Annotated in this window: 14 protein-coding genes and 2 tRNA genes; 3 read left to right on the forward strand and 13 right to left on the reverse strand. The window is 67.8% G+C overall.

Annotation, left to right across the window (positions count from 1 at the left end; translation table 11 throughout):
- Positions 1-2 precede the first annotated feature (2 nt).
- From ASF53_RS17715 to fdxA, 8 genes are all read right to left on the reverse strand, one after another.
- On the reverse strand, positions 3-1,268 hold the full coding sequence (locus tag ASF53_RS17715; RefSeq protein ID WP_056201361.1) for a glycosyltransferase: 1,266 nt from the start codon (positions 1,266-1,268) through the stop codon (positions 3-5).
- Positions 1,265-1,699, reverse strand: coding sequence for a hypothetical protein (locus tag ASF53_RS17720; RefSeq protein ID WP_156635627.1), 435 nt, complete (start codon positions 1,697-1,699; stop codon positions 1,265-1,267). The genes ASF53_RS17715 and ASF53_RS17720 overlap by 4 nt, the downstream gene beginning before the upstream one ends.
- Before the next feature lie 574 nt (positions 1,700-2,273).
- Positions 2,274-2,465 carry a hypothetical protein gene (locus ASF53_RS25895; protein WP_156635629.1) on the reverse strand — a complete coding sequence of 64 codons (192 nt, stop codon included), beginning with the start codon at positions 2,463-2,465 and terminating at the stop codon, positions 2,274-2,276.
- Positions 2,466-2,738: 273 nt separating this feature from the next.
- Positions 2,739-2,815: transfer RNA gene (locus ASF53_RS17725), tRNA-Arg, on the reverse strand.
- Between the two features lie 46 nt (positions 2,816-2,861).
- Positions 2,862-2,938: transfer RNA gene (locus tag ASF53_RS17730), tRNA-Pro, on the reverse strand.
- A 1,507-nt stretch (positions 2,939-4,445) separates the two neighbouring features.
- Positions 4,446-5,318, reverse strand: coding sequence for an RNA polymerase factor sigma-32 (locus ASF53_RS17735; protein WP_056201366.1), 873 nt, complete (start codon positions 5,316-5,318; stop codon positions 4,446-4,448).
- Positions 5,319-5,601: 283 nt separating this feature from the next.
- Positions 5,602-6,192 (reverse strand): CarD family transcriptional regulator, encoded by a 591-nt coding sequence (locus ASF53_RS17740; RefSeq protein WP_003599510.1) that lies wholly within the window; start codon positions 6,190-6,192, stop codon positions 5,602-5,604.
- A gap of 519 nt (positions 6,193-6,711) precedes the next feature.
- Positions 6,712-7,050, reverse strand: coding sequence for a ferredoxin FdxA (gene fdxA / locus ASF53_RS17745; protein WP_056201369.1), 339 nt, complete (start codon positions 7,048-7,050; stop codon positions 6,712-6,714).
- A gap of 474 nt (positions 7,051-7,524) precedes the next feature.
- Between fdxA and ASF53_RS17750 the strand changes: the two genes are divergently transcribed.
- The 3 genes from ASF53_RS17750 (at position 7,525) to greA (ending at position 9,706) form a co-directional block, all read left to right on the forward strand.
- Positions 7,525-8,130: a hypothetical protein gene (locus ASF53_RS17750; protein ID WP_056201373.1), complete on the forward strand. Its 606-nt coding sequence runs from the start codon at positions 7,525-7,527 to the stop codon at positions 8,128-8,130.
- A 92-nt stretch (positions 8,131-8,222) separates the two neighbouring features.
- Positions 8,223-9,221: an acrylyl-CoA reductase (NADPH) gene (gene acuI, locus ASF53_RS17755; RefSeq protein ID WP_056201376.1), complete on the forward strand. Its 999-nt coding sequence runs from the start codon at positions 8,223-8,225 to the stop codon at positions 9,219-9,221.
- Between the two features lie 20 nt (positions 9,222-9,241).
- On the forward strand, positions 9,242-9,706 hold the full coding sequence (greA, locus tag ASF53_RS17760) for a transcription elongation factor GreA (protein WP_056201380.1): 465 nt from the start codon (positions 9,242-9,244) through the stop codon (positions 9,704-9,706).
- Positions 9,707-9,835: 129 nt separating this feature from the next.
- Here the strand turns inward: greA and ASF53_RS17765 are convergent, their stop codons facing one another.
- The 5 genes from ASF53_RS17765 to ASF53_RS17785 form a co-directional block, all read right to left on the reverse strand.
- Positions 9,836-10,780, reverse strand: a complete 945-nt coding sequence (locus tag ASF53_RS17765; RefSeq protein WP_003599505.1) for a ribose-phosphate pyrophosphokinase — start codon at positions 10,778-10,780, stop codon at positions 9,836-9,838.
- A gap of 167 nt (positions 10,781-10,947) precedes the next feature.
- Positions 10,948-11,175 (reverse strand): DUF4170 domain-containing protein, encoded by a 228-nt coding sequence (locus tag ASF53_RS17770; RefSeq protein ID WP_056201383.1) that lies wholly within the window; start codon positions 11,173-11,175, stop codon positions 10,948-10,950.
- Positions 11,176-11,324: 149 nt separating this feature from the next.
- Positions 11,325-12,893, reverse strand: coding sequence for an exodeoxyribonuclease VII large subunit (xseA, locus tag ASF53_RS17775; RefSeq protein WP_056201385.1), 1,569 nt, complete (start codon positions 12,891-12,893; stop codon positions 11,325-11,327).
- Between the two features lie 247 nt (positions 12,894-13,140).
- A complete protein-coding gene (locus ASF53_RS17780) occupies positions 13,141-13,356 on the reverse strand; it encodes a hypothetical protein (RefSeq protein WP_056201389.1) in 216 nt (71 codons plus the stop codon).
- Positions 13,357-13,442: 86 nt separating this feature from the next.
- Positions 13,443-14,180 (reverse strand): hypothetical protein, encoded by a 738-nt coding sequence (locus ASF53_RS17785; RefSeq protein ID WP_056201392.1) that lies wholly within the window; start codon positions 14,178-14,180, stop codon positions 13,443-13,445.
- Positions 14,181-14,256: the final 76 nt, after the last annotated feature.

Raw genomic sequence — 14,256 nt, forward strand, 5'->3', positions numbered from 1 at the left:
GTTCAGGCGGCCGGCGCGGCGTTTCGGGGGGCGTCGCCCAACATGTGGCGATAGATCGCTCGTACGGTCGCGCTGTTGCGGCCGACGTCCCAGCGCTCCTCCACGTGGGCTCGGTTGCGCGTGGCGGCGGCATCGACCAACGTGTCGTCCGACGCGGCCCGCACGAGAGCCTCGGATAGTCCGTTCACGTCGTGGGGATCGACGATGATGCCATCGCGGCCGCTCTGAACCCACTCGCAGGCGCAGGAAGTCGTCGCCTTAATTGGGAAGGCGCCGTAGCACATTGCTTCGAGAAGGGTCGTGCCGATCCCGTCCGAGATCCCGATGCCAACGACAATGCGCGCTTCGGCGACCCGGCCGAGGGCTTCCTCGTGGGTTGGGGCGTAGGGGACCGGTGCGATGTCGAGCCCGTCCGATTCTGCCATGGCCCGCATCATCTCCAGCATCGCCGCGGAGCAGAACTGGACCCGGATGCGGTGGCCGCGCAGGGCTGGCGCAGCGAGGTGCAGAGCGGACAGGATGTGCATCCCACGACCCGACCAACCATGATAGCCCTTCACCAGGATGGTGTCGCGCTGCGACGGGGGGGCGAGCTGGTCGAGCGCCGGGATCGTGCTGAAATCGATACCGCCGGAGGCCGGCATTGGGTCGAAGGCGTGCCCTTTTAGACCGAGCCGGCGCGCCAGCGGCACGTCACGTCGGCATTCCGCCAGATAGCCGTCGATGGCACCCACCAGTTCGAGCACGACCGACCGGTGCGCGGGCAGGCGGTGGTAGAGATAGATGTCGCTCCCCCAGTTCGACAGGAGCCAGGGCGGCATAGCGCTTCCAAGATACCGCTTGGCGCCGAGGGCGAGATAGCCCGCAAGCTGAATTTCCATCGTGTGCACCAGATCCGGCCGCAGCGTCCGGATGGCGGCGATCAGCTCGTCGGGCAGGGTCAGACTCGGGTTCGTTTCAATGCCGAGGGAAGCAGGAAACAGCCGACCGGCCGCCCGCTCCGACTTCCACGTGGCATAGCGTTCACCGTCGGATTTGCCGAGTTGGAAAACGCCAACCTCGCCCGGTTCCAAGGCTTCGACGTCGCTGAGGCCGGCGACGAGGGACCAAGGTCGGAGTTCCGGTGCCGGTTGCTCAGTATGGACTGGAAAGACGACGATGCGTGCGAAATCCCCGCGCAGCATGTTGATCCAGCGCGCAACATGCACGCTGTTCTGCATTCCGACGATGAGGATGATGGGAGGGCGTCCCGCTGCGCGCTCGGTCATCGCATGCGCTCGATCAGGTGTTGGGCGAACAGAGCCGGATCGTGCGCCGGTTGTAGGAGCGCCAATTGCTCGCTTGTTGCCGATTCAGGGAGGAACTGGAGGGCGAGGAGAAGCGGAACCTTGAAGAACTTTGCTTCTGCGACGTGCAGCCCATCCAGGCTGTTGAAGCGAATGGCGGCGTACAGGCTGGCGCCGGCAAACATCGAGTCGCCGCCGTACTCGCTCAGATCGGAGGGGATGCGGACGTCGAGGCCGGTTTCCCAATGCAGAAGATCGACGGCGCCCCGCACGGCCGGGCTATCTACGTCGATAAAGCGAATCTCGGTGTCGGCAAGTTCGGAGCGGCACTTATAAAGTGAAGATATGACAAGCAGGGATCGTCCCTGTTTGTCTTCTAGCCCATCAATTACGATCAGCCTCTTCTTCGCCATTATACTGGATCTATTTCTGAATAGGTGTTCAACCAAGTCTTTATGCTTGCGTCTAGCAGGTGGGTTGCGGCTTGGCAAGCCGTGCGGGCACACCGCTCAGGTCAACGCTCAAAGTTGGCGATTTTGGCATTTCAGCCTGCGTGAAGCGTAACGTGCCCACGTGCGACGATGCCGTGCTGCCTTATCTCGCGACCGTCATCGCTAGCCGGATGGCCTCGGCCACGTGATCAGCCTGGCATGGAGAGCTGGTTGCGGAGATGGAGTGGTGCAGGAGGCAGGCTTCCGTTCGACGGACTGGTAGCCGCATCATAGTCCTGGGGAGCAGGTGTGATGCAATCGGGTGGGGAGTATCCGAGATCGCACTGGGCCTCTGCCTCTCTTACGGCATTTCTGCCGGAGATCCTCCGGCACCGCAGTCCGGATAGGGTCTGGATCGAAGTGCGAGCCTACCGCAGGAGATACGCATCCGCGGCAGGATTGTCCGGCGCCTGAGAAGGAGACTCGGCCGCGTAGGCGGTGTGCTGCCTATAGTGCTTATCGAGGCTCCTTGCCGAGGTTCTTGGGCGGCGCTGACTCAGCCTGAAAAAGAGCCGAAACCTTCGAAAGTGTTGGTCGGCGATACGCTCGCCTTCTGATGGCGTTCAATTGCGTCCGATTCGTCGGCAACGGGGCGATCGGACGTGCAGTCAAGATTTCCTGGGTAGTTCTGGTCAGAGACAAAGGCGAGCGGCGCAGTCGTGCGATCGGGCTGCTTGTCTATGGTCATCCAAACTCCTCGAAGAATCAGCCAGCGATATGGCCGAGCTTGGGGATAGTCCTTTCAGGCCGATTTGCAAAGCGCGGCGTTCTTGCCGGGCAACGGGCCGAACTTTACCCGAAGACGCCGGTCCCTCTGAAACGCGCCCGGCACCACCAGCGGCTGACTTCCAATCGTCCCGCGACGGCTTGCCAGAACACCATCGATGCGGTGGCTCAGCTCGCCTCCTCCCGTTAGGGAGGGAGGATTAATTGTAACTGTGAAGTGTGAAAAAGAGACGAATGGCGCGCCCGAAAGGATTCGAACCTCTGACCCCCAGATTCGTAGTCTGGTGCTCTATCCAGCTGAGCTACGGGCGCCTTTTTTAACGTCTCGACGCCCTTATGGGGCGTTCCTCTTCTTGCTTGGTCGGAGTGGCAGGATTTGAACCTGCGACCCCCACGTCCCGAACGTGGTGCGCTACCAGACTGCGCTACACTCCGATGCCGGCCGCCGAAGGCCGACGAGCGGGCTTATAGCCGGCACTTTTCGCGGTCGCAAGCGGGTCGGGGCGCTTCGTGGCCGTTCTTGCGCGCCAAGGGCGGCTTTTCACGCCCATGGCTCAGCTTTTTTTAGTCTAACATACTGATAAATATTGATATTTAAAAAATCATATTTTGCGCGACGGCATCGTGTCGTGGTCGGGCGGTGCCTCGGCGCGTCCCACGCGAGCCGGGTGCCTGTCGCGCCTGGGCGCCATGGGGGACGGCTGGGCTTTGAGTGATTGCGTAACGCTCCGTTGTTCGGTCCCTGCCGTGACCGGTGATCGCCGCGACACGCTTGAGGCAAGTCTCTGGCTTGGCGGGAGCGAAGAGCGTCCGCGTGCCCGTCTCACCTGCAGCTTGGGTTGTTGGCGCCGTCTGCGTGACGGGCACGCGGAGGCCGTGTGGACGCGCTTCACACGGTGTTGCTCAAGCGCCTGCGGGCGGCTGGCGAAAGTCGACCGGGGCCGGGCGAGTCTGGCCGGTGCCGCTGTCCTGGCCCCAATGAGGAGCCCGCCCCCGGTCCGAATCCCACGGATTGGAGGAAGCCGGGCACGAGGCACTCTCTTGGCGCTGACCCATGGTCTGAGGCTGATAGGCGCCAACCGGCAGACAATCCGCAGATAGCGCCCACCTCGATGCCGTGCCGCTACAGGGGCATGGCCAACCCGGACGGGCGCGTCGGCATCCAGATCAACGGCACGTCGACAGGCCCCATGATGCCAAGGCAAGTCGGCAAGAATGCCGGACGTGTGGGATCGTGCTGCGGCATCTCTGGGAGCATCACGGCGTTCTCCGCGCTCCACGAGCACATCCACGGTTCGCGTCGATCTGAAGCCCGCACAGGCCGATCTGACGCGCCACAACGTCAATCATCGCCGTCGCTGTCGAGGAGCCCCGGGAAACACCGCTGATCGTGCGCAGGGTGGCCGAGGTTGAGGATGGTATCTTCGAGTTTGCTCGCCGACCTCGCCGAGCGCAGTGCGCCGATGACACCGCCCGAACGCGAAGCCGCAGCTCATCGTACCGATGTCGGAGCCTGTACCGCTTGGGCGCTCAACCGCGGCAGCGAGGTCAGCACGATCACCATGGGCGTCCCCGCCCCCGCAACGCGCTGAGCCGCTGGCCCACGCTTTGCCGTGGCTGGGCAAGGGCCGACGTGGGCTCACCGTCACCATCGTCAACAGAGAGGCCTCCACGGGTCCCATCGGTGCGTGCTGACGGGACGGGTGCCCGCCGGCATGCCCTGTTCTCCTTCGCCGACTTTGCGGCTCCTGGCGGCCAAGGCACGCAGCTTTATCGCGTTGGCCACAAAGCGGTTCGCAGTCGTGCCTGCCGGCACCTCGGGCCGCGGTAGGGCAAGGGCGACTGGATCCGTCGAGCGAACGGCTCTCGCCTTTGAATCGCGTTCTGGAACGCGAAAGGGCGGCACAGATGTGCCGCCCTTGATCAGACCTGCTTCGATAAATCAGGCGTAGACGCTGCTCGGTGCTTGCGGGAACTTCTCGGCGAGCGCCCGACGCAGCTTCTCCAGGGCGCGGTTCTCGATCTGGCGGACGCGCTCCTTCGAGATGCCGAGGCGGTGGCCCAGCGCTTCCAGGGTCGCCTGATCCTCGGCGAGGCGCCGTTCCCGCAGAATCCGCAACTCGCGCTCGGAGAGCACCGTCAGGGCCTGCCGCAGCCAGACGAGCCGCCGCTCGCCATCGACCAGGGCCGAGACCGTTTCGTCGGGCAGGGCGGCGTTGTCGACCAGAAAGTCCATGCGCTCGGAGGAGGCCTCGCTCTCCTCGCCGACGGGGGCGTTCAGCGACATGTCGGGGCCCGACAGGCGCGCATCCATCAGCGCCACGTCCTCGCGTGAGACGCCGATCGCGGTGGCGATCCGTCCGTGGATCTCAGAGCCGACCTGCTCCTCGGTCGATTGCATCAGCCGGGCGCGCAGACGGCGCAGATTGAAGAACAGGGCCTTCTGCGCGGAACTCGTTCCGCCGCGCACGATCGACCAGTTGCGCAGGATGTAATCTTGGATCGAGGCGCGGATCCACCATGTGGCGTAGGTGGAGAAGCGGACTTCGCGCTCCGGCTCGAACCGGGCTGCGGCCTCCATCAGGCCGACATGGCCCTCTTGGACGAGATCAGCCATCGGCAGACCGTAATGGCGGAAGCGGCCGGCGAGCGCGATCACCAGGCGCATATGCGCGGAGATCAGACGGTGCAGGGCGCGCTCGTCGCGCGCTTCCTTCCAGGCCACCGCCAGCCCACGCTCTTCATCCCTCGCAAGGAACGGCGCCTCCATCGCTGTTCGAATGAACTGACGCCGCATCCCCGCGATCTCTGCCATCCCCGCCTCTCTCGTTCGAGCATTTTTGGTTCGAGCGTTTCGGATCGGCTCGCATCGGTCCCGTTGGTCGGCGACAGGCCGGACAGGACCAGGGGGCAAGCCATCCGTGGCAGAGGCACAACACATCCATGCGACGCTTGTTCCCTACGGGCGCGTGGCGTCGAACACGAAAGCGTCAAGAGCTGTACGGGCGGCGCATGAAAAAAGGGCCCGGCGTGGCGCCGAGCCCTCTGGTTCGCAGATACGAAACGTGCAGCGATCTGATTCGCTGTGTGAACCCGTCTCAGGCGGCCTCTTCCTGCACGTCGTCCTCGCCCTCGGCATCGGCTTCCGCATCGGCCTTGGCGCGGCGCGGCGACTTCGCGAGGCTCTGCTCGATCAGCTTGAGCGCTTCGGTCTCGGTGATCTTGTTCACCGAGGAGATCTCGCGCACGACGCGGTCCAGGGCGGCCTCGTAGAGCTGACGCTCGCTGTAGGACTGCTCGGGCTGGGCTTCGGAGCGGAAGAGGTCGCGCACCACTTCGGTGACCGAGATCAGGTCGCCGGAATTGATCTTGGCCTCGTATTCCTGGGCGCGGCGCGACCACATCGTGCGCTTGATGCGGGCGCGGCCGGTCAGCACGTCGAGGGCCTTCTTGACGAGTTCCGGCTCGGCGAGCTTGCGCATGCCGACGCTGTTGGCCTTCGCGGTGGGAACGCGCAGGACCATCTTGTCTTTTTCGAACGAGACGACGAACAGTTCGAGCTTGTAGCCCGCGATCTCCTGCTCTTCGATCGCGGTGATCCGCCCGACGCCGTGCGCCGGATACACGACCGCCTCGCCGGTCTTGAAGCCTTGGCGGCCTGCTACCGTCGTCTTCTTGGCTGTGGTCATGCGGAATGAGCCTCCACTGTCATCCACGCGGGGCGCGTCCACGCCCGCACGCTCGTCACCTCCGGGGCGGGACACCCGGCGCATGCCTCTGTCCGGCGGCGCGCCCATCGAGGCGCTGGCCGGTTCCCGGGCTCTCGCGTTGCTCACACCACACGAAGGCACCCACCGGGAGCGAGATGCTTCCGGCGGTCGATCGCAGCCAACCTCTTTTCCAGGAAGACGGAACTCGCTTTGAGGGCGATCAGGAGGGGGCGCATCGGGCGTGAGCGACGGCGAGCCCTTATGTAACACGAACGGGCCGGCGAATCAAAGGATTGCCGGCGCGCGAGCGCATCTCCGCATGGGAGGATCGAAGGTTTTTCGCGGATCGAAAAGAGCGTCGCCGGGACTTCCGGTGGATCTTTCGAGGGAGGCCGTGGTGCGTTTGGATCAGTGCCCCGGATGAACCGCCTGCGACGAGAGGCCGCCGCGTTTCCAGGGCCCGTCCCGCCGTGCCCCCTGTGAGTGCGCGGCGGAGTCTCAGTCGCCAGAGCCGGGTTTGGGCGAGAAATGCGCCTCCAGCTTGCCGCTCACGCCATCCCACTGCTTGGCGTCGGAGGGGGCGTCCTTCTTCTGGGTGATGTTGGGCCAGGTCTTGGCGTAGTCGGCGTTGAGCTTCAGCCAGCTTTCCAGATCGCCCTCGGTGTCGGGCTTGATCGCCTCGGCGGGGCATTCCGGTTCGCAGACGCCGCAATCGATGCATTCGTCGGGATGGATGACGAGCATGTTCTCGCCCTCGTAGAAGCAATCCACGGGGCACACCTCGACGCAGTCCATGTACTTGCACTTGATGCAGTTGTCGGTGACGACGTAGGTCATGGGCCGTTCGGTCCTTAAATCCGCTTGTCTACCGCGTGCCTGGGCAGGGTCGGGCGCGCTCCTCACCGGCCCGTCACCCGCTTGCGGATGCGATTCCCCGTGCGGCGGTTTCAAGTGTCCCGGGCGCCGCCGCCGCCCGATTTGGAAGCGCTCTAGCCCTTGGCCGAGGGGCTGACAAGCGCGCCCTGCCGCCCGCCCTCCCCTGCGCGGCGCGAAGGGTTTTTCGGCAACGCCCCCGCCTTCGCCCCCGATCCGGCGCGACCCCGCCTGTCGGCGGATATTTCAAGTCGAGGCCCGGTGTTTAGATCTGCGTAGTCTTAGTCGTTGGTTAATTTTACTGTCTTTGACAATCGAGCTTGTTCGGTCAGCAACCTTGGCCGCACTCTGTACGTCGAATGGCATGCCACGCTGAGGTCCGCACGGGACTCGCGGCGGCGTCGAAATCGTATCGAAGTCGCGTTCCGAGGTTGTTCCATGGCCATCCCCCTGCCCCGCTCGAGCCTGTTCCCCTCCCTTGCCGCCGTCTCCGTGTTCGTCCTGGCCGCGCCCGCGCAGGCCGGGGGCGGCTGTGTCAGCGCCGAGTGCTACCGCCGCGTCGTGACGCCGCCGGTCTACGACACCGTCGCGGAGCGGGTGCTGGTCCAGCCGCCGCGCACCGTCTACCGCACCTCCCCGCCGATCTACGACACGGTGACCGAGCGGGTGCTGGTCGCCCCCGGCGGGCGCCGGTGGGAGATGCGCACCGACGCCTACGGCCAACTCGTCGGCTGCTGGGTGACCACCCCGCCGCGCTACGCGGTGCAGACCCGCCGCGTGCTGGTGCGGCCGCCGGAGGCGATCCCGCACACCCTGCCGCCGGTCTACACCACCACGCAGCGCCGGGTTCTGGTGCAGCCCGCCCGCGCCGCCTGGGTGCCCGCCGGCGGACCCGATTTCGGCCCCGGCCCCGGCTACGGCCCTGGTTATGGGCCCCTTGGGGTCGGCTCGATCCCGGACGCCCTCGGCATTGCCGGCGCCTCCTCCGCCGACGTGGCGGTGGGCCTCGGCTTCTCGCAGGGGAGCATCTACGACGGCTATTGAGGCACGCCGCCGCGGCGTCCCCGCTCGGCGGCCTTGATTCGAGGCCGGGCCGCCGTAGCTCCCTTCCCAACGCGAGACGGGAGGAGCGGATCATGGCGGCGTTCAGGGCCTGGGTGATCGAGAAGGGCGAAGCCGGCCAGAGCCTCGCCCTGCGGGACTTCGACGAGGCCGACCTGATGGACGGCGACGTCACCGTGCGGGTCTCCCATTCGGGCCTGAACTACAAGGACGGGCTCGCCATGACCGGCCGGATGCCGGTGGTCCGCCGCTTCCCCATGATCCCCGGCATCGACTTCGCCGGCACCGTCGAAGCCTCGGCGCATCCCGACTACAAGGCCGGCGATGCCGTGGTGCTCACCGGTTGGGGCGTCGGCGAGACCCATCTCGGCGGTCTGGCCGAGCGCGCTCGGGTGCGCGGCGACTGGCTGGTGCCCCTGCCCGAGGGACTGAGCCCGGCCGAGGCCATGGCGATCGGCACCGCGGGCTACACGGCGATGCTCTCGGTTCTCGCCCTGGAGCGGCACGGGCTCACGCCCGAGGCCGGTCCGGCACTGGTGACGGGGGCCTCCGGCGGCGTCGGGTCTGTAGCGGTGGCGCTCTTGAAGCGCGCCGGCTGGCACGTCATCGCCGCGACCGGTCGGAGTGGCGAAGCCGATTACCTGAAAGGTCTCGGTGCGGCCGAGCTCCTGGAGCGCGAGGCGCTCGCGGGCGAGCCGCGCCCTCTGGCCAAGGAGCGCTGGGCCGCGGGCATCGACGCGGTCGGCGGCCGGGTGCTCGCCAACGTCCTGTCCATGACGAAGGGCGGCGGTGCCATCGCCGCCTGCGGCAATGCCGGGGGCATGGACCTTCCGAGTTCGGTCGCGCCCTTCATCCTGCGCGGCGTCTCCCTGCTCGGCATCAACAGCGTGACGACGCCGCAAGGGCCCCGCCGCGAGGCCTGGGCCCGGCTCGCGCGCGACCTCGACCGTGATCGGCTCCAGGCCATGACGCGGACGGTCCCCCTGGAAGAGGCGGGCGGCCTCGCCGAAACCCTGCTCGACGGTCAGGTCCGAGGCCGCACCGTCGTCACCATCGGTGGAACCTCGGCTTAGGCTTGAGCATTGCGTGTTTCATGAGCAGAGCATTTGTCCGTGAGCCGGAAGGTGGCGAGGCCTTCGAGGATCTTCCCGATCGGCCCATCTCCTCCCACACCAACTTCGTGACGCCCGAGGGTCTTGCGCAGATCGAAGCCGAGGTGTCACGCTTGGAGGCGGAGCTGTCTGGCCTCTCGCCGCAACAGGACAAGGCCGACCACACCCGTGTCTCGCGCGATCTGCGCTATTGGACCGCGCGGAAGAATTCGGCCGAACCGGTCGAAGCGTTCGAGGGCGATACCGTGCGCTTCGGCGCGACGGTGACCGTGATGCGCGAGGACGACACGCGCCAGACCTTCCGCATCGTCGGCGAGGACGAGGCCGACCCGTCCACCGGCTCGATCTCCTACGTCGCGCCGCTGGCCCGCGCGCTCACCGGCAAGACCGTCGGCGACACCGTGACGGTCAACGACCACGAGTTCGAGATCGCCGAAATCCGCTGAGCGGAAGTCTGGGGTTTCGAAAGGACAAGTCCTTTCGCGGGTCCAGGGCGGAGCCCTGGTGAAGGAAACTCGGGGCGCTGCCCCGAGACCCCGCCGAAGGGATGATCCCTTTGGAATCCCGTTATTCGTTCAGGTGAACAGGCTCGACACGCTCGATTCCGTCGCCGTACGCCCGATCGCCTCGCCGAGCAGCGGCGCGATCGAGATCACGCGGATGTTGCGGGCGAGCTTGACCGCCTGCGTCGGCAGGATCGAGTCGGTGATGACGAGTTCCTTCATCCGCGAGGCAGCGATGCGCGAGACGGCGCCGCCCGACAGCACCCCGTGGGTGATGTAGGCCGAGACCTCCTTGGCGCCCGCGTTGAGCAGGGCTTCGGCCGCGTTCACCAGCGTGCCGCCGGAATCGACGATGTCGTCCACGAGGATGCAGGACTGGCCCTCGACGTCGCCGATGATGTTCATCACCTCCGACTCGCCCGCCCGCTCGCGGCGCTTGTCGACGATGGCCAGCGATGCATCGATGCGCTTGGCGAGCGCGCGGGCGCGCACCACGCCGCCGACGTCGGGCGAGACCACCATGCGCTCGCCGGGCGCCAGGCGCTCCTTGATGTCGCGCACCATCACGGGGGCAGCGAACAGGTTGTCGGTGGGGATGTCGAAGAAGCCCTGGATCTGCCCGGCATGGAGATCGAGCGTCAGCACCCGGTCGGCGCCGGCCTCGGTGATGAGGTTGCAGACGAGCTTGGCCGAGATCGGCGTGCGGCCCGAGGTGCGCCGATCCTGCCGGGCGTAGCCGAAATAGGGGATCACCGCCGTGATGCGCCGCGCCGACGACCGACGCGCGGCGTCGATCATGATCAGCAGCTCCATCAGATGGTCGTTGGCCGGGAACGAGGTGGACTGGACGATGAACACGTCCTCGCCGCGCACGTTCTCCTGCAGCTCGACGAAGATCTCCATGTCGGCGAAGCGCCGGACCATGCAGTTCGCGAGCGGCAATTCGAGGTAGCCGGCGATCGCTTCCGCCAGCGGACGGCTCGCGTTGCCGGCGATGATCTTGATGGACGACGTCATGCCGGGCGTCTCTCGGCTCACTCTGCAAGTCATTCGCGGGACGCGCGCGAAACGATTACGTCCGAGACCGCATAAGCATCCGGCCGCGCGGCTCATACCAGCGGGGCCGAGCCCTCACAATGGTTTCGTTACAAAGGCTTCATGCACGAGGCCCTGCCCCGCCCCCATTACGGTTCGAGCAGGCGGTGCAGGTGGATGATGAAGTAGCGGGTCTGGGCATTGTCGACGGTGGCCTGCGCCTTCGAGCGCCACGCGGTCTGGGCCGAGGCGTAGTCGGGAAAGACGCCGACGATGTCGAGATCCTTCACGTCGCGGAAGCGCACGCTCGAGACATCTTCCAGCTCGCCGCCGAACACGAGGTGGAGCTTCTGATCCGAGTCGATCGTCGTGGTCACGCGTCTCTCCTGCGGGATGCCGGGGCCCGCCGCCGGTGAGGCAGGAGCCGTGCCGCTCGGTCGCAGAGGCGGCCCTGCCGGTCAAGGTGCGTGCCGCGCAAGGAGGGGGTGAGCCGGGGGCGGGGCGGACAGCGCCCGGCCGCGGGCGATCAGAACAGCGATCCTTGCCGTGCGGCGGTCTTGGGTGCTGTCTCCTTTGCCTTCGGAGCGGACTCGGATGTCGCCCGGCGCGGCGCGCGCTTCGGGCGCGCCGCGGGCGGGGTATCGGCGAGGGGGGGCACAACGGGGTCGTCCGGAGCAGCTTCGGGGCGCGCAAAGATCGCGCCGTCGGCAAATTGCAGTTGGAACCGCGCGGCTTGGGCCGCGGCTGCGGCCGAGCGCACCGGCAGGCCGTCGGCATCGCGCACGAGGGCGTAGCCGCGGGCGAGCACGGCCTTGTAGCTGAGCGCCCCGAGCAGGCCGGTGAGCGCGTCGAGCCGGTCGTGGCGGCGCTCGATGATGCGGCTCATGGCGGTGCGCGGGCGGTGGTCGATGGCAGCGAGCCGCGCCCGCGCCTCGGCCAGCGCGATCGCCGGGGAGCGCCGGGTGAGGCGGTCGGCGAGGCGGTTCAGGCGCTCACGGGAATCGCGGGCATTGGCGGCGAGCGCCGGCCGCAGCCGCGCGTCGGCGAGGTCGAGGCGCTGGCGCTTGACGGCGAGGAAGGCGTCGGCACCGGGGATCGCCCGCACCAGCGCCCGGAAATCCGCCCGCTCGCGCTCGATCCGCCGCAGCATCGTGCCCGCCTGCCGGGCGCCGAGTTCATGGACCTGGGCGCTGAGTTCGGCCCGCACCGGCACGGCCATCTCGGCCGCACCCGTGGGCGTCGGCGCGCGGCGGTCGGAGGCGAAGTCGATCAGCGTCGTGTCGGTCTCGTGGCCGACGGCGGAGATCAGCGGGATCTCGGACTCGGCGGCGGCGCGCACCACCGCCTCCTCGTTGAAGGCCCAGAGATCCTCGATCGAGCCGCCGCCGCGGGCGACGATCAGCACGTCTGGCCGCGGGATCGGGCCATCGGGCGCGAGCGCGTTGAAGCCTCGGATCGCCGCGGCGATCTCCTCGGCCGCCCCCTCCCCCTGCACCCGCACCGGCCAGACCAGCACGGGGCGGGGAAAGCGATCCTCCAGCCGGTGGAGGATGTCGCGGATCACCGCGCCGGTCGGCGAGGTGACGACGCCGATCACCCGCGGCAGGAACGGGATCGGCCGCTTCCGGTCCGCCTCGAACAGCCCCTCCGCCGCGAGCTGGCGCTTGCGCTCCTCCAGCAGCGCCATCCAGGCGCCGATGCCGGCGGGCTCCATCGAGTCGATGACGATCTGGTACGAGGATTTTCCGGCAAAGGTCGTGATCTTGCCGGTGGCGACGACCTCAAGCCCTTCCTTGGGCTTCTGTCGCAGGCGCCCGAGCACGCCCTTCCACACCACCGCATCGATCTTCGCCGAGCCGTCTTTCAGCGAGAAATAGGCGTGGCCCGAGCCGTGCGGCCCGCGATAGCCCGTGATTTCGCCGCGCAGGCGCACATGCCCGAAGGCGTCCTCCAGGGTGCGCTTGAGGGCGGCGGCGAGATCGCCGACCGACCATTCGGGAGTGTTGGCCTGGAGCAGCGCCGAGGGCGCCGGCTCCCCCGGCGGCGGTACGGCGGCGGCAGAGGTCGCAGGACGCGGCGGGGGCACGAGCGGCATGGGGCCGGACGCTAGGGAACGGGCCGGGTGAGGTAAAGGGCGCCCGCGCGATCGGCTGGGGAACGGCGTGCGGGTGTGGCCCCGGAGCCGCGTCCGCCAGCCGCGCCGACGGCTTGTTCGGCCAAGCAGGGCTCACGCGCCAAGCGAAGGGCACGCGCCCTGTACGGAGCAACACTTCGGCTGCGCCGGGCACTTGAGAAACGAAGGAGAGCAGACAGGACAACGCGTGCGACGAGGGCGCCCGGCGTCAGATCAGGCGCGAGAGGATCAGCGCCGCCGTCACGGCCGGGGCGGCGGCGGCCACCATGGCCCAGGGCCAGACCGGCGCGAGCCGCGACCGGCGGTTGTCGTTGGCGGCCCGTGGCGCCGAGCGGCGCTGCACCACGTAGTGCGACAGCCGAACGATCGGGTGCTCGCGGGGCGGGCGGGCGGGGGAGGCGATCGAGTGGCGACAGATCGGCATGGCAGTCATCAACAGGTGAGCCCGGCCAACCGTTCCGTCCGGCGCACGCGATAAAACGATCCCGGCGGAGGGCCGCGTCGGCGCCCTCACCACAGCGAGAATTCGGTGGCGAAATCCGTGGTCCGCAGCGGGCATTTCGGTGCGGGGCAGGGCTCGGCCGGGACGGTCGCGAGCACCCCGTCCGCCCCCGCCTCGAAGCGCAGGCGCACCGGCGGGTCGTCCTCCTTGGCGTAGGCGAGCCGCACCTCGAAGCGCACCGCGTCGAAGGTCTTGCGGTCGGCATAGACGATCACGTCGCGGGAGACGGATTCGCCCGGATTGAGGTCGGAGGGCTCGCTCGGGAGCGGGGTCGCGCCGGAGAACAGCAACCCCTGGCGCAGGATCGGCGTCCCGCCGCTCTCGCGCACATAATCGCGGGCGGCATCGACAGTCGCCGTGCCCGTGAGCGAGGCCCGGAAGGCGGCCTCCCGCGCCGCCGTGTCGTCGCCCGGTTCGGAGAAGCGGGTGCGGATGCCGACCACGGTGTAGGTCAGCCCGAGCACGCGCACGCCCGCCTGGCCGACATTGGTGCGGGTCACGGTCGAGCGGATCGCCACCCGGTCGCCGCGCTCGCCGACCCGAGCGAGGTCGGTCTTCACCGAGACCGAGGGCGGGGCGAGCCCCGGCTTGATCCGCGCCTCGTAGACGAAGGTGTAGACGCCCCAGGCCCCTGCCCCGAGGATCGCCAGCGTCTGCACCAGGGTGTTGGCGCCGGTGAGGCCGAGCCCGCGCCGTTTTCGGCCCGGCCCCTCATGACGGTCTGGCTGACGATCTTGCGGCGCCATGCGGCGACTTCCCCCTTGCGGGACCGGGGGGAGGACCGGCCGCGTCGCCGGGGCAAACGCGAAACGCCCTTCCCCC

Origin of the sequence: Methylobacterium sp. Leaf123, from assembly GCF_001423405.1 — a bacterium.
GTDB lineage: Bacteria > Pseudomonadota > Alphaproteobacteria > Rhizobiales > Beijerinckiaceae > Methylobacterium.